This window comes from Skermanella stibiiresistens SB22, from assembly GCF_000576635.1.
Classification (GTDB): Bacteria; Pseudomonadota; Alphaproteobacteria; order Azospirillales; family Azospirillaceae; genus Skermanella; species Skermanella stibiiresistens.
The window spans coordinates 24667-44727 of sequence record NZ_AVFL01000014.1 but is presented as its reverse complement, the minus strand read 5'-3'; the positions used below and the strand labels follow the sequence as shown (position 1 = coordinate 44727).

Annotated in this window: 14 protein-coding genes; 6 read left to right on the top strand and 8 right to left on the bottom strand. The window is 65.4% G+C overall.

The window, feature by feature from the left end; all coding sequences use genetic code 11:
* Positions 1–154 precede the first annotated feature (154 nt).
* Positions 155–3247 carry a PAS domain S-box protein gene (locus tag N825_RS37960; RefSeq protein WP_084164868.1) on the top strand — a complete coding sequence of 1031 codons (3093 nt, stop codon included), beginning with the start codon at positions 155–157 and terminating at the stop codon, positions 3245–3247.
* Between the two features lie 86 nt (positions 3248–3333).
* Positions 3334–4032 carry a VIT1/CCC1 transporter family protein gene (locus N825_RS18825; protein ID WP_037455417.1) on the top strand — a complete coding sequence of 233 codons (699 nt, stop codon included), beginning with the start codon at positions 3334–3336 and terminating at the stop codon, positions 4030–4032.
* 5 nt (positions 4033–4037) lie between these two features.
* On the opposite strand, the gene N825_RS18820 is transcribed toward N825_RS18825, so the two are convergent.
* The 3 genes from N825_RS18820 to N825_RS18810 all read right to left on the bottom strand — a co-directional run bounded on the left by N825_RS18820 (position 4038) and on the right by N825_RS18810 (position 7822).
* The gene (locus N825_RS18820; protein ID WP_198038550.1) at positions 4038–5696 is read right to left on the bottom strand and encodes a response regulator; all 1659 of its coding nucleotides are present in this window, start codon (positions 5694–5696) and stop codon (positions 4038–4040) included.
* 11 nt (positions 5697–5707) lie between these two features.
* Positions 5708–7201 carry an ATPase domain-containing protein gene (locus tag N825_RS18815; protein WP_037455411.1) on the bottom strand — a complete coding sequence of 498 codons (1494 nt, stop codon included), beginning with the start codon at positions 7199–7201 and terminating at the stop codon, positions 5708–5710.
* 108 nt (positions 7202–7309) lie between these two features.
* Positions 7310–7822: a phasin family protein gene (locus tag N825_RS18810; RefSeq protein WP_037455408.1), complete on the bottom strand. Its 513-nt coding sequence runs from the start codon at positions 7820–7822 to the stop codon at positions 7310–7312.
* A gap of 275 nt (positions 7823–8097) precedes the next feature.
* On the opposite strand from N825_RS18810, the gene N825_RS18805 reads away from it, so the two are divergent.
* From N825_RS18805 to N825_RS18795, 3 genes are read left to right on the top strand one after another with little or no spacing between them, the layout of a single operon-like run.
* Entirely contained in the window at positions 8098–8649 is a 552-nt protein-coding gene (locus N825_RS18805) for a sugar dehydrogenase complex small subunit (RefSeq protein WP_037455406.1), read from the top strand.
* A gap of 11 nt (positions 8650–8660) precedes the next feature.
* Positions 8661–10367 (top strand): GMC oxidoreductase, encoded by a 1707-nt coding sequence (locus N825_RS18800; RefSeq protein WP_037455404.1) that lies wholly within the window; start codon positions 8661–8663, stop codon positions 10365–10367.
* Between the two features lie 16 nt (positions 10368–10383).
* On the top strand, positions 10384–11955 hold the full coding sequence (locus tag N825_RS18795; protein ID WP_051512573.1) for a multicopper oxidase family protein: 1572 nt from the start codon (positions 10384–10386) through the stop codon (positions 11953–11955).
* A 27-nt stretch (positions 11956–11982) separates the two neighbouring features.
* On the opposite strand, the gene N825_RS18790 is transcribed toward N825_RS18795, so the two are convergent.
* The 4 genes from N825_RS18790 to N825_RS18775 form a co-directional block, all read right to left on the bottom strand.
* The gene (locus N825_RS18790; RefSeq protein ID WP_245613167.1) at positions 11983–13734 is read right to left on the bottom strand and encodes an ABC transporter ATP-binding protein; all 1752 of its coding nucleotides are present in this window, start codon (positions 13732–13734) and stop codon (positions 11983–11985) included.
* 160 nt (positions 13735–13894) lie between these two features.
* A complete protein-coding gene (locus tag N825_RS18785) occupies positions 13895–15040 on the bottom strand; it encodes a glycoside hydrolase family 1 protein (RefSeq protein WP_037455401.1) in 1146 nt (381 codons plus the stop codon).
* A gap of 101 nt (positions 15041–15141) precedes the next feature.
* Positions 15142–16419, bottom strand: a complete 1278-nt coding sequence (glf, locus tag N825_RS18780) for a UDP-galactopyranose mutase (RefSeq protein ID WP_245613166.1) — start codon at positions 16417–16419, stop codon at positions 15142–15144.
* Positions 16407–17411 carry a glycosyltransferase gene (locus tag N825_RS18775; RefSeq protein ID WP_245613165.1) on the bottom strand — a complete coding sequence of 335 codons (1005 nt, stop codon included), beginning with the start codon at positions 17409–17411 and terminating at the stop codon, positions 16407–16409. The genes glf and N825_RS18775 overlap by 13 nt, the downstream gene beginning before the upstream one ends.
* Before the next feature lie 647 nt (positions 17412–18058).
* Between N825_RS18775 and N825_RS18770 the strand changes: the two genes are divergently transcribed.
* A complete protein-coding gene (locus N825_RS18770; protein WP_037455396.1) occupies positions 18059–19756 on the top strand; it encodes a hypothetical protein in 1698 nt (565 codons plus the stop codon).
* Here the strand turns inward: N825_RS18770 and N825_RS18765 are convergent.
* The gene (locus N825_RS18765) at positions 19738–19935 is read right to left on the bottom strand and encodes a glycine zipper 2TM domain-containing protein (RefSeq protein ID WP_051512572.1); all 198 of its coding nucleotides are present in this window, start codon (positions 19933–19935) and stop codon (positions 19738–19740) included. The two genes, N825_RS18770 and N825_RS18765, sit on opposite strands and share 19 nt — an antisense overlap.
* Positions 19936–20061: the final 126 nt, after the last annotated feature.

Genomic DNA, 20061 nt, shown 5'->3' with positions numbered 1-20061 from the left:
CAGACTCCCCCACAGAAGCCAATCTCATGACGGTACAACCAGAGCGGGGATGATGGGTTCCCATCAGCGTCGTCCAATGGATCTGAAAAGGTTCGGTTACGAATAATTAACCAGGATAGCCACAAGCTTGGGACTTCCGGAACCAGTTCGTGCCATGCCTATCACGTCATCGTTTCGCCTTCCCTCCATGCCTCTCCGACGGCACCTCCTGGCCTTGGTGCTGGTGACACTGCTGCCGATGCTGATCCTCGGTGGAACCTTGACCGCTTGGCTCGCGACCGAGCGGCGGGCAAGCGTCGAGCAAGGATTGCGGGAAACCGCTCGAGCCCTGGCGCTGACGGTCGACCGCGAGGTGACCGCGAACTTCGAGGCCCTGCAGGGGTTGGCGGTCACCGAGACCTTGGTCGATGACGATCTGCGGGGCTTTCGCGAGCGCGCGGTGCTGGCCCGGCACCTTCATGCCAACTGGCAGAATGTCGTCCTGCTCGATCCGTCGGGGCATCCGCTGATCCACACCGGAACGCAATTCGGGGAGCCATCGCCCCGGAGCGGCAATCTCGAATTCCTGCGGGAGGTCGCGACGAGCGGCCAGCCGATGATCTCCGATCTCTATACCGGCAGTCTGTCCGGCCAAGCCGGCATCGCCCAGGTGGTCCCGGTGTTCCGAGACGGGCAGGTCCGCTATCTGCTGGCCGCCTTCATCCGCCCCCAGGCGTGGTCGCGCTTGCTCACCCAATTCAGCGACAGGGACGGGTTGGTCGTCGCCGCGATCGACCGGCGGGGAAGCTTCATCGCGCGCAACCGCGATCCGGACACCTTCGTCGGCCGGAGGATGCCGGAATGGCTGGCGGAGGCACGTGACCAGCAGCCCAATGGCATGGCCCAGGGGCTCTCCCTGGAAGGCAGCGAGCTGGTCAGCGCCTATCAGTTCTCGTCGTTGAGTGGCTGGACCTTGTTCGTCGGCGCTCCGACCGCCGACATCAACCGACCCCTCCACAACACGCTATGGCTCGCGGGCTGCCTCGCCGCCTTGCTTATCGTCACGTCGCTGGCGCTGGGACGGGCGCTTTGCCAACGCATCCTCGGACCGATGGAAGCCCTGGCCGAGGCTGGACGCGCCCTGACCGACCTGCGCCCCATTGGAAAGCCCCGGCCGATTCCGATCATCGAAATCGAACGCTTGTGGAACGCCGTCGCCGATGCCAGTTCGACCATCTTCGACGCCTCGCGGGCATCCCAGCACGCGGAGGCGCGATACCGTTCCATCGTCGACAGCGCCGTCGACGCCATCGTGGTGATAGACGAGATCGGGACGGTCCAATCCTTCAATCCGGCCGCCGAGCGCATCTTCGGCCACAGCGCCGACGAGGTCATCGGGTCCAACGTCAAGAAGCTGATGCCCAGCCATCACCGGGACCGCCACGACGGATACCTCTCGAACTACCGGCGGACGGGCGAACGCAAGATCATCGGCATCGGTCGCGAAGTCGAGGGCCTTCGCAAGGACGGTTCCCTGTTCCCCCTGGAACTGTCGATCGCCGAGTGGCGGGCCGGCGAGCGCCGCTTCTTTACCGGGATCATGCGCGACATCACGGAGCGCCGCGCGGCGGAGCGCGAACGCGAGGACATGATCGGCAGGCTGGAGACGAAACGTCTCTACCTCCGGGCGATCATTGACACCATGCCGGTGGGTCTGGTGATGGCGAGCGCTCCGGACGGGCGGGTCGTCCTGGGCAATCCGCAGGTCGAACGCATCCTGGGACATCCCGTGATGGAGACGCCGAACGCCGAGGCCTATTCCGGCTGGGGCGCCTGCCGAAGCGACGACACGCCGCTGCCCGCCGAGGACTATCCCCTCGCCCGCGCGCTCCGCGGCGAGGAGCTGCAGGCCGTGGAGGTCCGTTACCGGCGCGGCGACGGATCCATGACCTGGATCAGCGTCAGCGGCGCCCCGATCCGGGCCGGCGACGGGCGCATCACCGGGGCGCTGGTGGCGTTCAAGGACATCGGGGCGTCCAAGGCGTGGGAGGCGCGACTCGCGGGGGCGAAGGAGGAGGCGGAGCGGGCCAACCTCGCGAAATCCAAATTCCTGGCCGCCGCGAGCCATGACCTGCGCCAACCGATCCAATCCCTGTTCTTCGTCTCCAGCGCCCTTGACCGCCACGTCCAGGACGCCGCCGGGCGCGACCTCCTGGGGCGGCTGGGTCAAGGACTCGATGCCCTGAAGGCCCTGCTCGACAGCCTGCTCGACGTCTCCAAGCTGGATGCCGGCGCCGTCGTTCCCGATATGAGCGACATTCCCGTTGGCCCCCTGATCGACGAGATCGCCTCCTGCTTCGCGCCCGCCGCCGCGGCCAAGGGGTTGAAGCTGTCGCGCGACGGCGCCTGCGATGTCGCGGTGCGGAGCGACCGCACGCTGTTGAGCCGGATCATCCGCAATCTGATGGAGAACGCGATCCGCTACACGGACGCCGGCGAGGTTCGGATCCGATGTCAAGCCGCGGCGGACGGTGTCCGCATCGAGGTCGCGGACACCGGCATCGGCATTCCACCCGATCAACTCGACCGGATCTGGGAGGAGTTCCATCAGATCGGCAATCTGGAACGGGACCGGAGCCAGGGATTGGGACTGGGGTTGGCCATCGTCCAACGTCTTTCCAGACTGCTCGGCCATCCCGTGGAGGTCCGATCCATTCCCGGTGCCGGTTCCATCTTCTCGCTCTCGCTGCCCCTGGCGGAGCGCCGTGTCGAGGCGGGTTCGTGGCAGGCGATCCCAAGCCCCGACGTGACGGCCCGCTTGGCGGGGCACGGCAAGCTCGCGATCGCCATCGATGACGACGCCATCGTGCTGATGGGCATACGCGCGATGCTGGAGGACTGGGGCTACGAGGTGCTCGCGGCCTCCTCCGCCGAGGAGGCCTTGGCCGGTTTGGATCGGCTGGCCCAGGAATGGGCTGGGCGCGTCCCGGACATCATCGTCACGGATTACCGGCTGCGGAACGGTCAAGTCGGCACCGACTGCCTGAGACGCATCCACGACCATCTTGGCCGCGCCGTCCCTGGGATCGTGCTGACCGGCGAAACCGGGCAGGACATCGTGGCGGATATCGTGAGCCGAGGCTATGGAGTCGCCCACAAGCCGATCACCGCCGCCCAGATGCAGGCTGCGATCGATCTCCAGATCACGCTGCGGTCCCGGCGGGACACGGGCGCTTTGACGGAACTGGAAGCTTTGGCGGATCCCTGATTTCGATTTCCCGCAAAGCTTCACAAAGTCGGTCCAAAGCCGGTAGGGTCCTGGGCTAGACCCGAGAACCACGCCAAAGGACTGCCATGCAGGCCCGATCCCATGCCGAGAACCACCTCGTCAACCGCATCGGATGGCTTCGCGCGGCGGTGCTCGGCGCCAACGATGGGATCATCTCGACCGCCAGCCTGATCGTCGGCGTCGCGTCGGCCGCACATTCCTCCAGCGAGATCCTGGTCGCGGGCGTCGCCGGCATGGTTGCTGGCTCGATGTCGATGGCCGCCGGAGAATACGTCTCGGTCAGTTCCCAATCCGACACCGAGCGGGCCGATCTCGCGCGGGAGCGGGCCGAGCTGGCGCAGGACCCCGCCCTGGAGACGGCCGAACTGGCGCGCATCTACGTGGGTCGCGGCCTGGAACCCGCGCTCGCCAGGCAGGTGGCGGTCCAGCTCATGGAGAAGGACGCGCTTGGCGCCCACGCGCGCGACGAGTTGGGCATCTCGGAGGTCACGACGGCACGCCCGATCCAGGCGGCTCTGACCTCCGCCGCGACATTCTCGGTTGGCGCCATCCTTCCCATCCTGACCGCGGTCGTGGCCCCAGTGGCATGGATCGTTCCAGCCGTCTCCGCCGCCTCGCTAATCTTCCTCGCGGTGCTCGGAGCCTTTGGGGCACGGGCGGGCGGCGCCGGCATGCTCAAGCCGACGTTGCGGGTGGCGTTTTGGGGCGCCTTCGCCATGGCGCTGTCGGCCGTGGCCGGCGCGCTGGTGGGGAAAGCCATCTAGACCGATCAGCCATCGGCTCGACTATCCAGCATGGCGCGCACCTTAGCGAGCAGGGCCCTGACCGCGAAGGGCTTGCTGAGAAGCTGGGTGTTCGGTTCCAGAGCCTCGTCGCCGAGCGCCGCGTTATGGGCGTAGCCGGTCAGGAACAGGACCGCGAGTTCCGGCCTGCTCCGGCGCGCGATCTCGGCGAGCTGCCGCCCATTCATGCCTGGAAGCCCGACGTCGGTGGCCAGCAAGTCGAGCTTGGCATCCGTCCCCAGGATTTTGATGGCGGTCTGGGGATCGGGTGCCTCGATCACCCGGTAGCCACGATCCTCCAGGGATTGCACCAGCAGCATCCGGACCAGCCCTTCGTCCTCGACCACCAGGATCGTCTCGCCGTCGTCGGCGCGCCGGGGTTCGGGTATCGCCGCCACGGCCTCCTCGGGAGCGGAGCCGTGATGGCGCGGCAGGTACAGCTTGACCGTGGTACCCTGCCCTTCCTCCGAGTATATCGCGACATGGCCGCCGGACTGACGGGCGAACCCATAGAGCTGGCTGAGCCCCAGCCCGGTACCCTGCCCGATCGGCTTGGTCGTGAAGAATGGCTCGAAGGCGCGCGCAAGCACGTCGGGCGGCATTCCGATTCCGGTGTCGGTCACGCACAGCACGACATATTGTCCCGGCCGCAATCCGATCTCGGCCGCCACATAGGCGTCGTCCAAATGCCCGTTGCCGGTTTCGATGGTCAGCCGGCCCCCATCCGGCATCGCGTCGCGGGCGTTGATGGCGAGGTTCAGCAGGGCGTTCTCGACTTGGTTCGCGTCGGCCCAGGTCCGCCATAAGCCACCCGCCAGCACCGCCTCGACCTGGATCGTCTCGCCGACGGAGCGTTGCACCAGCTCCTGCATTCCGCCGACCAGCGCGTTGAGGTTGAGGCTGCGGGGCGTCAGCGGTTGGCGCCGCGCGAAAGCCAGCAGCCGTCGGGTCAGCGTAGCCGCGCGCTCGCCCGCCTGGATGGCGGAGCGGACATGGCGCACCATGTCGTCCCGCCCGGTCAAGCCATCCTGGAGCATGTCGAGATTACCCAGTATCGCTTGGAGCAGGTTGTTGAAATCGTGGGCGACACCGCCGGTCAACTGACCGACCGCCTCCATCTTCTGTGCTTGCCGCAACGCCTCCTCGACGCGCTGACGTTGCGTCATTTCCGTCTCGAGGTCGCGGCTCTGCTCCTCCACCCGCACCTCGAGCTTGGCCGCTGCCTCCTCTATCTGCCGGAGGTGGGATCGGGTCCGGTATTGCCGTCGGCGCGACCTTTCAGCCGCCCTCGCGGCGCTTTTCAGGATGTCGGCGGGTAGCGGGCGGTCGAGTATGGTGACGTTGCCAAGGCTGCTGAACAACTCCCAGCGTGACCGGTGCCCTTTGCGGCTTCCCTGCGAGGTGAGCAGGATGATCGGCATATCTGACCAAGGCGGTTGCGCCTCCAGGACTTCAAGCAGCCCCACGACGCCGGACGCCAGCGCCTCCTCCGTCAACAGCACCGCGGTGGCATCCTGATCCAGGACGGCGCAGAGTTCCGCCAGATCGGCGCAGACGCGTGACGCCATGCCGGCATCGTCCAGGACGAGCCGGATCACTTCCGCGTCGCGCCCCTCGGGCGCCAGGACGACGATCGAATTGGGCAAGGGAGGATCGTTCAGTCGATCTCTCCCTCGCCGTCGACCAGGGGGTCGAGCGTCCCTCGATAGGTTGGAACCCCTGTCAGCACGCCTTGGAAGTCGAGCAGCCGCGGTCCGACCCGCATGCCATTGGGGAACAGTTGGAACTCCCGAATAGCCAGTTCATGGATTCCGGTGCGCCGCTTGACGACGGAAATCGACTTCCTGACCTCTCCGCCGGCTTCAAAGAAGCGCAGCAACACCACGGCGTCGCTCATGAACGAGAGGTCGACTGGATTCTCCACGTCTCCGATGATGCCCTGCTGGGCCAGGATCAGGATCGTGATCACGCCCTGATTGTTGAGATACGTGAGCAACTCGTGCATCTGGAGGATGAGCGCGTTCTCCTCCGGCATGGTGCTGAGATAGGAGTTGAGGCTGTCGATCACGACGACCCGGGCTTGATTATCCTCCACCTCGCGCCGGACCTGCCAGACGAACTCGCCGGGAGACAGCCTGGACGGATTGGCGCGCCGCCAGGAGAGTTTGCCCGATTCGATCGGTTCGGTGATGTCGATGCCCAGGGCGACACTGCGGCGGGACAAGGTATTGTAGGTTTCGTCGAAGGAGAAATAGGCGGCGTGATCGCCAGCCCGCACCGCCGACATGATGAATTGCAACGCCAAGGAGGATTTGCCGGCGCCGGAGGGGCCGACCAGCATGGTCGTGGTTCCCCGTGTCAAGCCGCCGCCCAGCAGGTCGTCGAGTTCCTTGAGCCCGCTCGACATGGTGGTTGGTTCGAATTCGGCGCCATGCTCCTCGGCGATCAGGCTGGGAAACACCAGGACGTCGCCAGGCGTGATGGCGAAGTCGTGCCAGCCGCTTTGGTAATCGGTGCCCCGCATCTTGGCGATACGCAGGCGCCGGCGGGACGCCCCATACGACCGCTCGATCATCTCCAGCGAGATGACGCCATGCATCAGGCTGTGCAGTTCCTTGCTTCCGACATGGCTGGTCAGGTCGTCGAGCACCAGCGTGGTGCAGTCGCGGCCTTGGAGCGCCTGTTTCAAGGCGAGGATCTGCCGGCGGTAGCGAAGCTGGTCCTGCGCGATCAGACGCAGTTCCGACAGACTGTCGATCACGACACGATCCGGCTGATCCTCGGCGATGCGGTCGGTGATCAGCCGCATCGTCTCGCCCAATTCCACCTCGGACGGATAGAGTACGGTTTGCTGTCGATCCAGTTCCGCCTCGATTGGGATCAGGTCGAACAGGTCGATGCCGTCCAGGGTCCAGCCATGGCTGGCCGCCGCAGCCTGCAGTTCGTCCGTCGATTCCGACAGGGTTATGTAGAGACCCTTCTCTCCCCGCTCCCTACCTTCCAGCAGGAATTGCATGGCGATGGTCGTCTTGCCAGCGCCGGGCGCGCCCTCGAGCAGATGAAGCCTATGACAAGGCAGACCTCCACGCAGGACGAAATCCAGTTCCGGGATGCCTGTCAGCAGCTTCTTCATCGGCACCGGCTCGGGCACGCGTCTCTCCCTCGTCCTAGGATCGGGACATGAGCCCCGAAAAGGGTGAAACGCGCTAGAAGCTCAATCGTTTCAGGTCATTGCCGGAGAATTCGATGGCGCCATCGGTCAGCCGGCGAGCGCTTGGCCGACCCTAACGGCCGCCGCCTCCGTCTCCCGAAGGTTGTCACCGGCATTACTCAACGCCTCCATGTCGGCGGTGACGGCGGAAGACAGATCGTTGATCCACGCCAGCGAGCCGTTCGCCATGCGCGAGGAGACCTCCGAAATCCGAGCTTGGCTTTCCTGGGCGATCTCGATCCGATCGCGCACGATGTCACTTTGGCAAGACAGTAGGGCATCCAACGACCGGCACTCGGCCAAACGCCCGGCGTCGCTCATGTTCCTTCTCGTCACCTCGAGAGTGGTGCTGGACCATTCCTCCAGGATCGCCCGCCAGCCCTCGGCCATGGCGTTGCCGCACTGGATCAGCATGTCGAGGTTGCGCGTCGCTCGAGCGACGGTAAACAGGGATTGGTCCGTCGACGCATCGAAGATCCGCCGCATCCGGTCCGCCGTCAGGTCGGGTGTACCGACCTTCCCGCCGATCCGGGCCGCGCCATGATTCCTGGCAGCTGTCATTCTTCCCTCCCGCAAACAAGATCACCAGCCCGACCCCCACCGTCCAGCTGTGGCGGCAGGCATATCCCACGATGCTCACGGAGTCATTAACCTCGATCAACTCCCGGGCGTTTGGAATGCCGATCGCGTCAGAGAACCGCCAAAGGCCCTTGCGATCAAATCGATGGATCCAGCGCCATGATATGCCCGCAATAAGGGCAAAAAACCTTGACGGATATACCGTATGGGGTAGATAGGTCTCCAATTAGACATAGGCCAAACGGGGAGAGAGCAGCATGTCCGACGCGCAGGCGTCCCCAGCGAAGGAACCAACCCGCCGCGATGTGCTCACCGGACTGGCCGGCGGCGTCGCCCTGGCCCTGGCGCCCGCCAGCGCCTTGGGCGCGATGGCCGGGGCTCCCGGCAAGGCCATCACGCCCTTTCTGGCGATCTCGTCGAAACTGACCGGCATCGAGCTGGATGCCTCATACCTGGACTTGGCGCGAACCGTCTGGGACGCCTTGGTCCCCGTCCATGGGCTGCCCACCCTCGAAACCTTGGTCCAGGTGGTCGCCAACGCGCCGCCCGACCGCCCCCTGAAGGATGTGATGGTCGAGCACGGCCTGCTGCCGGTCGCTCAGGCGCTGACATCCACTTGGTACACGGGGGCGAGCGCCACCGTGGGCGGTCCGGTGCTCTTCTACGACGACGCCCTGATGTGGCGCGCCTGCGCTTTCACCAAGCCTCCGGTCACCTGCGGCGGAGAGTTCGGATACTGGCAGCACGCCTGGGTACCGCCAACCACCGGGCTGGCCGTGAACGTCCCATCCTCGAAGAACCGCGCGTAAGGGGTCAAGCCATGGATCACTCCCCACCCACGGAGCGCGGGCCAGTCGTCGAGACCGTCTCCGCCGATGTCGTCATCGTCGGCGCCGGTGTCGTCGGCGGCCTCGCCGCCTACGCGCTGAGGAAGTTCGGACATTCGGTCATCGTCCTGGACTCCGGCCCCCGGATCGACCGGGTCGAGGCCGTGCAGCGTTTTCGGGCATCGCCGACCAAGGGATCGAACGCCCCCTACGAGAACCCTCCCTACACACCGCAGCCGGACGAGAACAACTACTACAACTACTATGTCCAGGCGGGAGCGAAGACGTTCCAGGGGCTCTATCTCCGGGGCGTCGGCGGAACGTCCTGGCATTGGACAGGTCACGCCGAGCGCCATTACCCCAACGACTTCCGCATGTGGTCGGCCTATGGCGTCGGTGTCGACTGGCCGATCTCCTACGACGACATGTTGCCCTATTACCAGCGGGTCGAACAGGAATGGGGAGTCGCCGGCGACGCGTCGGACTACATCGGCCCCGACCGGCGGGGCGAGACGTTTCCATTGCCAAGGGTGCCGATGACCTATTCCGACACGCGGATCGGTTCGGCGACGGAGGGGATCGACTTCACCTATCAGTGCGCCGGAAGCGAGTTCAAGGCCGGCATGCTGGCCTATGGCCCCTATCCGCACGCGCGCAACTCCGTCCCACACGATGGCCGGCCGCAGTGCTGCGGCAACGCGTCCTGCCGCTTCATCTGTCCGATCGCCGCCAAGTACGACGCCAGCGCCCATGTCACCAAGGCCGAACAGCTCGGCGCCCGCGTCCTGGACAAGCGCGTCGTCCACCGGATCGAGACGGGCGCGGACGGCAGGGTAACCGGCTTGCTCTATAGCCATCCCGATGGCTGGGAAGGCCGCGCGATCGGCACCCGCTACATCCTCGCCGCACACGCGATCGAGACGCCCAAACTCCTGCTGATCTCGACCGGGGAACGCACGCCCAAAGGTGTCGCCAACTCGTCTGGCATGGTCGGCCGAAACCTGATCGCCTTGGCCGACGTCAACACCCTGGGACTGGCCCCGGAAGCGACCTTCCCCTACCGCGGTCCGGTCAGCGCCACCGGCGGACTCAAGTCGCTGCGCGATGGCGGTTTCCGCGCGACCCATGGCGCGATAGCGACCAACTTCGTCAATGGTGGCTGGAACGCGACGCTGGGTCCGGCGCAGCGGGCGGAAAAGCTGATCCAGCAAGGCGTGTTCGGCGCCGAACTGGCGGCCGAGATGGCGAGGCAGACCGCGCGCGAGGTGACTTTGGGCAGCATGGTCGACGTGTTGCCGAACGACGCCAACCGGGTGGTCGCCGATTTCGCCAACCCGGACGCCATGGGCATCCCGCGCCCCAAGGTGACCTTCGGCTGGGACGAGTACACCGATCGCGGCATCGCGGTCGCCCGCCAGATGCACCAGGCGATCTTCCGGAAGATGGGAATTCCCGAGGATACGTGGCAGCAGCCCGAACCCGATGTGGAGACGGCGGTGATCGCCGGCACCACTCGGATGGGCGCCTGCTCCAAGACATCGGTGGTCGACCCCTTCTGCCAGTCGCACGATCACCCGAACCTCCACATCATCGGGACGGGCGTCTATCCGACCACCGGCATCGTATCGCCGTCGATGACGGCGGCGGGCTTGGCGCTCCGCGCCGCCGACCAAATTCACGCCGGCTTCGGCCAGGGTTGAGGCGGGGGACACGTCCATGGACGACAATTTCGATATGATCCGCCGCGTCTCCACGCCGGCGTTCGGCCGGCGCGCCCTGCTGGCCGGCGCCGCCACGCTGGCGCTGGCCGCTTGCCTGCCGGGCAAGGGGGACGATCAATCAGGCGTCGAACCCGGACCCGACGACCTGATCACGCCCAAGGACGAGCGGACCGCCTCGGGTGCCCACCAGCTCGACGTCGCGATCGACGCGGTCTATGGCTACTACGCGCTCGCCGGCCGGCAGGTGGCGTTGCGCGGATATGGCGGCGGACCCCGCCCGAGCACGCTCCGCGTCAAGGCGGGAGACACGCTGGCGCTCGACCTGTCCAACCGGCTGCCGATGGTGGCGACGGCGGCGGGCGCCACCATGCCAGCCATGGGAGGTCACGCGGATCATGGTGGCGCCGCCGTTCCGGGCGTGTCGGGGATCAACGTGCCGCACGGCTTCAACTTGACCAACATGCATGTCCACGGACTGCACGTCTCGCCCCGCTCGCCCGCCGACAACGTGCTGTTGACGGTCGAGCCGGGCCAGACGCAACGATACCGCTACGCGATACCCGCCAACCATCCCTGCGGGCTGAATTTCTACCACGCCCATCAGCATGGCTCGGTGGCGCTGCAAGTGGCCAGCGGCATGGCCGGCGCGCTGATCGTCGAAGGCAAGGTCGACGCCATCGAGCGGATCGCCAAAGCCAAGGATGTGGTGATGCTGTTCCAAAGCCTGCCGGTCGACAAGCGCGGACAGCTGGAGAGCTATGCCACGCTGGATATCGGCAATCAGGTCTACATCAACGGCCAGAAGCGTCCGAACATCCCCATGAAGCGCGGCGAGGTCCAGCGTTGGCGGCTGGTCAACGCCACCCACAACAAATTCCTGACGCTGAGACTACAGGGTCATGGATTAGTCGCGCTGGGCTTCGACGGCAATCCGCTGGAGACGACCGAGCGGTGCGAGGCCATATTCCTGGCACCCGGCAATCGGGCCGAGGTCCTGGTCAAGGCGAGCGGGACCAAAGGCGTCTATTCACTGGAAGGCGGGAGCAACTACGGCGTCGACTACGGCTCCCTCGCCACGGTGTCGGTGGGCGGCGCGAAAGACAACATGAAGCTCCATGAGGGACCGCTCGTCAGCTACGCCAAGGACTTCGACGGCCACCTCCGGCCGATTCAGGATCAAGAGATCGTCAGAGGCCGCCGCGTCGCCTTCGGCCAGATCGGCACGCTGCCCAATTGGACCTGGACCATCGACGGCGAACCCTTCGCGGCAGACGAAAAGGGCTTCACCGCCAAGCTCGGCACGGCGGAGGAATGGGTGCTGACCAACCAGACCAACGATCCGCACCCCTTCCACATCCACATCAATCCGTTCCAGGTGCTGGAGGCCGACGGTCTGCCGGTTCCGGTGACGAAGGGCCGCTGGATGGACACCATCACCGTCCCGCCCACCGGCCGCGTGCGCCTGCGCACCCGCTATCTCGACTTCGACGGGCCCTTCGTCTTCCACTGCCATACCCTGGCGCACGAGGACCAGGGCATGATGCGGCTGCTCACCGTGGAGATCTGACCGGGGGACTCCGGACGGCTCGCGGCGTCAATCCGCCGCGTCCTCCAACCGCATGGCCTCCACCAGGCTATCCGCCTGGAGGCGCCACATGCCGTCGAAGATCCCGCCGCGGCGGCGCAGATCCGTCGGGGCTCCGTCCTCGACGATCCGGCCATCGACCAGCACCACGACGCGGTCGAAGCTGGAGATGGTCGACAAGCGGTGCGCCACCGCCAGGACCGTCCGCCCCTTGACCAGATCGGCCAGCGCCATCTGGATCTCCTGCTCCGACTGGGTGTCGAGCGCGGAGGTCGCCTCGTCCAGGATCAGGATCGGCGCGTCCTTCAGGAAGGCGCGCGCGATACCCAAACGCTGGCGCTGACCACCGGAAAGGCGGATGCCGCGTTCGCCGACTTCCGTGTGGTAGCCCTCGGGCAACTCGCGGATGAAGTCGTCGCAATAGGCGTGCTTGGCCGCCGCGATGACCTCCTCGTCGGTGGCGTCCGGCTTGCCGTAGCGGATGTTCTCCATGATCGTGCGGTGGAACAGCGCGATCTCCTGCGGCACCACGGCGATCTTCGATCTCAGGCTATCCTGCCCGACCTCGGTCACCCGCTGCCCATCGATCAGGATGGCGCCCTCCTGGGCGTCGTCCAGCCGCTGGATCAACCCGATCAGCGTCGACTTGCCCGATCCGGAGGGACCGACCAGACCGACCTTCTGGCCGGGCTCGATCCGCAGGTTGAAGCCGTCGAAGACCTTGCGGCCGTCCGGATAGCTGAAGCTCACGTCGTCGAAGACGATGCCGCCGCCGCGCGCCTCGAGCGGCCGGCTGTCGCCGACATCGTCGATGCCGTGGGGCTGCGCGATCACGGCCAAGCTGTCGGCGATCGTGCCGAAATACTGAGACGTGCTGACCAAGGCCAGCGCCAGATCGCGGGAACCATGGAGGATGCGGAAGGTCAGGGCGCTGATGATCACCACGTCGCCGGGCGTGATGCTTCCCGCCCGCCACAGAGTGATCGCCCAGACCAGCATGGTGCCGGCCATCACCCAGAGGCAGCCGTCGTGGAGCAGGCGCGCCTTCTCCAGGTACATCCAGCTGCGGCGCTCCGAAGCCGCCTCGACGCCCAGCTCGCCGGCCAGCCGGTCGCGCTCCCGCTGCCGGGCGGAGAACGCCTTGACCGTCCAGACGTTGGAGACGACGTCGACCAACTCGCCACCAGCCTTGGACGACTGGCGGGCGAAGTCATGGTGGACATCCTTGCCCCGCACGCCGAACAGGATGATCGCGGCGGCCACGATGACGACGAAGAACGCCAGCGCCACACCCATCCGCCAATCGATCGTCGTCAGCACGATGACGGCGCCGATGATCTCGGTCGAGGGCGGCACGATGCTCCAGGTCAATCCGCGCAGGATCATGCCGGCGGCGTTGGCCGTGGCGGTGATCCTGCCGCCGAGCGCCCCCGCGAAATGCTCGGAGAAATACCGCATCGGGTGGCCGGTCAGGTGCTGGAACAGGTCCAGCCGCATGTCCACGCCGGTCGAGACGATCGTGCGGCACCCCAGCCAGCCGCCGGTGCGCCAGAGGACGTTCTCGATCGCGATCAGTCCCAGGAAGAATATCAGCGGGGTCCAGACGTCGGCAGTCGCCCTGTCGGGCGAGGCCATGGCGTCGACCAGCATCTTCATGCCGTATTGGACAAGGACGGCGCACGCGGCGCCGCCCACGATCACGCCGAAAAGCACGCCGAATTGCCACGGGCGCGCCTTGATGTACCGGATCAGAAAGCTCAACGGCCGGCTCGGGAGCGGGCCGCTGGTTCTTGTTCTGAATGGCATCGATTTCAATCCTCGGAGGGGGACGCCTCGAAAGTCCGGCGCCCCCCTCGGCTTCAGTCACGCTTCGATCATCAGGGGGTCGATAACAACGGGGACGCTCACGCGGCGGCAACGCTCACGCGGCGTCGGTCTTCAGTTCCTCGGCGCTTCCCAGCCGCTCGAACCGCGCCTCCTGACGGGCCAGTTCCTCGGCCAACGGGGCGTGGACCTCGCGGCGGCCCTCGGCGTCCGGGAAGCCCAGCAGGCCGGTCGCGCAATGGCGCTCGTCGGCCCAGCCGGGATAGTCGAGGACGGGGTACAGGCAAATGCCCTCGACGGGGGTGCCGGCCTCCAGCGCCGCCGCGACCTCGTCGCAGACATAGCGGAACCAACTGGCGCGCGGGTCGCCCTCGGCTCCGGTCTCGGCGACCAGCACCGGCTTGCCGTAACGCTTGTGGGTTTCCGCCAGAATCTCGCGGAACGGCCGATAGTTGGGATCAGTCCGCTCGATCATGCCGCCGCCGTGGAACCACTGGTTGTCGGAGTAGTAGTTGACGCCAACGATGTCCAGATAGTCCGGCTTGCCGCCGAGCCCCGGCCAGATGCGGCCGGTCAGCATGTCCCAAGCTTGGTACTGGGCCTGACGATAGCCCTCGGCCCCGGCGCGGTCGGCCTTCGACTTGGGAACCACGTTGATCACGGGGTCGATCTGCACGAAGCGGGCGCGCGGCTCGACCGCACGGATCGCGTCGATCGCCGCGATGGACGCGCGGACCAGCTGCACCTTCAGTTCCGTGCCGCGGCCGCGCGCCATCGGGTTGAAGGCCGCGTTGTCGCCGCCGGCCCAGGACCAGTAGGAGATCTCGTTGATCGGCGCGTAGAACGGCACTTCACCGGTCTCGTCCTTGACGACTTGGGCGACCGCCGCCGCGAAGTTCGCGAAGCGATCGACGAAGTTGGGCTGCCAGATGTCGATGTCGTCCGGCCAGCCGTAGTGGCACAGGTCCCAGATCACCTGGACGCCGGCGGCCCTGGAAGCGTGGAGCATTGGCAGGAAGCTCGACCAGTCGAACTGGCCGGGGGAGGTTTCGATCAGATGCCAGCGCACGCCACTCCGCACCGTCCGCATCCCATGGCGGGTCATGCTGGCGAAGTCCTGTTCGAAATGACGGCCGTGGCCGGTCGCCTCGATCAGGTCGAGACGGCGTCCATCATGGCGCCGGTGGGTCGAGCACTCGAACCCGCCCATGAAAAAGCCGCCGAAGGCTTTCGGTTTATACATTGATGTCTCTCCATAAAGGGATTGGCCGCAAATTGCTTGGCCGTAATCGGCCCCTGACGAGGGGATGGCGGGGAGCCGGCACGTGGCCCCCCGCCGGATCCTCAGTCGTCGCCGGCACCCTGCTGGGCGACCTCGGCGCGAAGCGCGCCGTTGACGGTCATCATCTCGCGGGCCGCCCGGGCGATGGCGCCATCGCGCTCCTCGGCCTCGACGATCCTGTTGTACATGGACAGCGCCTGACCGACCACCTGGTCCATGTTGTAGTAGCGGTAGGTGCCAAGACGCCCGGCGAAGGTCACGTTCGGCGTCGCGTCGGCCAGCGCCTGATACTTGCGGTACAACTCGGCGTTCTCGGGGCGCGGCACCGGATAGTACGGATCGCCGTCATCCGCCGGGAACTCGTAGGTCAGGCTGGTGCGGGGATTGACCTGTCCGGTCAGGTGCTTGTACTCGGTGATCCGGGTATGGGCGACTGATTCGGACGGATAGTTCACCACCGCGACCGGCTGGAAGTTCTCCTGGTCGACCGTCTCGTGGCGGAACTTGAGCGACCGGTAGGGCAGCTTGCCGAAACGGAAGTCGAAGAACTCGTCGATCGGGCCGGAATAGATCAGCTTGTCGTACTGGACCTCGTGGCGGACCTCCTCGAAGTCGGTGTTCAGCATGACCTTGATGTTCGGATGGTCGAGCATGTTCTCGAACATCCGGGTATAGCCATGCAGCGGCATCTGCTGGAAGCTGTCACCGAAATAGCGGTCGTCGGTGTTGGTCCGGGTCGGCACGCGCGAGGTGACCGACTTGTCCAGCTCCGACGGGTCCAGGCCCCACTGCTTGCGGGTATAGCCGCGGAAGAACTTCTCGTACAGCTCGCGGCCGACCGAGTTGACCACGACATCCTCGGAGGTGCGGATCTCGGCGACCGGCTCCGCCTTGGACTTGAGGAACTCCGCCGCGTCCTCCGGCGTCAGCTTCAGACCGTAGAGCTTTTCCAGCGTGGTCAGGTTGATCGGGATCGGCACCAGCTGGTTGTCGACATGGGCCAGCACCTTGTGCTCGTACGGCCGCCACTTGGTGAAGCGCGACAGGTAGGAGGCCACCTGCTGCGAGTTCGTGTGGAAGATGTGCGGGCCGTAGCGGTGGATCAGGATGCCGGCGTCGTCATAGTGGTCATAGGCGTTGCCCGCGATGTGCGGACGGCGATCGATCAGCAGGACCCGCTTGTCGAGTCCGGTGGCCAGGCGTTCCGCGAGCACGCTGCCCGCGAAGCCGGCGCCGACGATCAGATAATCGAAGCCAGAGCGCGTGTTGGCGAACCGGGTCCGCTTCGGCATGGAAACGACTTTACCCTTGGCGGCACCGTTGGGCGTCAAATCGCGCATTCGATCTTCTCCTTCATTTCGTTCCAAGTCTTGTCCCAGGACATGTCCCGCAGCACACCGTCGGCGGTCGCCAGCAGGCGGTCCCGGTCCTTGGCATCATCGAGCGCCGCGTCGATCGCGGCCGTGAATTCGTCGGGCGTCCGGGCGATCCGGACCACGCCCGTGTCGCCATAGGTCCGCACCACGTCGGTGATCGGCGTCGACACCGCGGGGCAGCCGCCGGCCAGATATTCCGGCGTCTTGGTCGGGCTGATGAAGCGGGTCGACTCGTTCAGCGCGAAGGGCAGCAAGGCGACGTCCCAACCGGCCAGATAGCGCGGCAGCTCGTCGTAGACCTTCGGGCCGAGATAGTGGATGTTGGGGTTCTTCGGCAGCGTCTCGGGGTCGATCTTCACGACCGGTCCGACCAAGACGAAGTGCAGGTCCGGCCGGGCCTCGGCGATGGTCCCGATCAGGTCGATATCGAACCGCTCGTCGATCACGCCGTAGAAGCCGAGGCGCGGATGCGGGATGGCGGCTTGGTCGTCGGGGTCGGGCTGCTCCACACGGGCTTGGCCGAAATGCGCCACATCGACGCTGCTCGGGAAGGGATGGGCGTTGGCGTGGAGCGTCCGCTTGGCTTCCCACAGGCTATAGCCGCCGGTGAACACCAGATCGGCTTTGGCCAGCAGCGTCCGCTCGCATTCGATCAGGCGCGGCGGAGCGCCTTTGAACGCCGACAACTCGTCCATGCAGTCATAGACCGTCACGGCACCCTTCAGGTGATCCGTGAAGTCCAGGCTCATCGGGGTGTAGTACCAGAGGACCGGATCGTAGATGCCCTCGGCGGCGAAGAACTCGTCCAGCAAGGTCCGGAGGGTGTCGTTCGTCTGTTCCGGTGTCCGCCGTCCCGGCAGGCGGGGGACGACGACGCGGACGCCGGCTTCCTCGGTGCGAACGTCGAGCCAAGCGGTCTGGCTCTCGGTGTCGATCGGCTCTTCGACGAAGAACACTCGATAGTCGCGCGCAAAACGAGACATCAAATGTTGAGGTCGCTGATAAACGAAGTTCCACCGCAGGTGCGAAAAGCAGACCAAGACTGGCAGATCCTGTTGGACCTGTGGCATCATGGCGGGAGAGAAAGCTGGTGTGTCTTTATACTTTGTCTTACCGATTTCGATCTGGAAGGGACCTGCCCAACTCATAACAACTCCTATCATCTGTTTTCGCCGGGCCGGGCAACGGTTCATTCAGCATCAATTCTCTCCTGCCCGAAGCTGGCCGCCTGCAAGCGAGCCTGTTAACCACTACAATGGAAGTTCTGTTCCAGGATTTGAGTAGCTGTCGAAAAAATGTCTCCGCTCATCAAGCAGAATGGCGCTGTTCACGATTCCTCGTTTTATTCCGTAATAAATTCACGGCGGCGAGGACATGACAGCGGGGCGGTGATTTGACGGAAACATGACAGTTTGGGTATGGTTATGGGAAACAAGCTCGAAATGAACACGTCACCGCCACAATCACTTGTCTCTACTTTTTGGTTATCGTCCCCTTGGTTGGGATTAACACTGTTGTACGCATCGGGATATGACCGGCGAAGTCCAAGTGTTAGGCCCCTGATCTATTGAACATGAGTTCTGATTCCCAAAAAGCTGGATCCATGCGCATCAACACTCCCCAACCGGACACGATCCGGCATGAACCGGCCCAGGGCGAGCCATTATGGCATTCGCTCGCCTGGGCGCTGGGCTTCGTGATCGTGGCCATCGTGCTTCGCTCGCCGGCACTGCTCTACTCCGCCTTGAACTTCGACGAGAGCATGTACCTGCTGATGGGCTCGGAGTTCGCCAAGGGCCACCTGCCCTCCACGACTGTCTGCGACCTCAAGCCATTCGGACTGTTCGCGCTGGCGACACCGTTCACCATGACGACCTACGACCCGGTGATCCTGAGCCGGATCGGATCCAGCGTGACCGTGGGTTTGACCGCCTGGATGCTGAGCCGGATCGCGGCGACGCTGTTCGAAGGCGATAGCCGGGCGATCGGCGTCACCGCCGGCCTCGCCTATGTCATCTTCAGCCTGGCCGACGGCGGCATGGCGTTCCAGGGCGAGATCTTCCACAACGCCTGCGCGGTGTTGGCCCTGCTGCTGGTGCTGCGGTCGGCCCGGATCCGGATGCCGCCGGGGCTCGGGACCATGGCGGTCGCGGGGCTGGTGCTGGGCATCGGCATCCAGATCAAGCAGTCCGTGCTGTTCGACATGCTGGCGTTCCTGGCCGGCTACTTCATCCTGACGACGCCGACCTGGCGCGATCTGCCCGGCCACGCGCGGGCCAGCCTGAAGCCCTTGGCGTTGCTCGGCGTCATGACTCTCGTCCCGACCCTGGTTGTCGTGGCGCTCTATGTCGTCCTGGGCGACTGGGACGCTTGGTTCGCCGCCAATATCCAGGCCCACCGCGTCTTCTACGGCGGCGCTCGCGGCATCGAATGGGATGCCATGCTGCGCGCGATGGCGGAGCAGACACCCCTCTGGATCGCTGCGCTGCTGGCCTGTGTCCTGGCGCGCTGGCTGGTCCGCGACGCGGCGGAGAAGCGGTCGGTGGTGTTCCTGGCGGTTTGGACCGGCGCCGTGATGCTATGCCAGCTGTTCCTGCGGATCGGTTCCGACCATTACCTGCTGCAGTTCCTGCCACCGCTATCGCTGCTCTGCGGCGTGGCGCTCGCCCGCGGCCTGTTGGCCGGGTTGCCCAACCGGCGCGCCAAGGCGGCGCTGCTGACGGTGCTGGGTGGCCTGACGGTGTTCGCGATCGCCAAGGATCCGTTGATGCACAGCATCTATATCGTCAAGGACCGGCTGACTGGCGACCCTTGGGCCGGGGACACCCCACGGCGGGTCGCGGCTGACCTCAAGCCAATGCTGAAGCAGGGGGAGGCGGTCTATGTCGTGGGGTTCCAGCCGGCGATCTACTTCCTGACGGGGGCGGAGATCCCAACCCGCTTCGCCTTCACCGGCATGCCGCACTTCACGGCTCCAGGGCGTGACGGCTGCACCTGGGAGGAACCCGCTGAAGAAATGCGCCGGATCCTCGACAGCCGCCCGCGCTTCATCATCATCGAGGACGGCATCTTCCACCGAGCGCTTCGCCAGGATGTCCGCGACATGCTGGACGCGGAACTCGCCAGTGGATACCGAGAGTTCAAGTTCTACGACCAGCACCCCGTCCACCACCAGTACCCGTTCGAACGGTTCGTGATGAACGGGGGAGCGCCGGTCACGGTCTACGAAATCTTGGGTGACGACGAGCGGATGTCAGTCCACTCGTCGGTCGACCCCAAGCCTCAGTTGCCGATCGAGTGACCGATCGCGGCACCGGCGGCGGCGCCACCGATGGTCGCCGCCGTCTTGCCGCTGCCCTTGCCGAACTGGTTGCCCACCGCGGCGCCGGCACCGGCGCCGATCGTCTCCGCGCAGGCCGACAGGACGAGCGGCAAGGCGACGATCGCCGCGAGCGTCTTCATCTTCATACCCTTGGCCATGGTTCTTTCCTCCAATAAGGTTCTGATGGATGAACAAGGGAGCCCGGAAAACAGTTCATCCAATCGGTGAAACCACCCATAAAGATATCGCTCCCCATGGTAATCCCTCCTTCGTGGCCCCCTTCT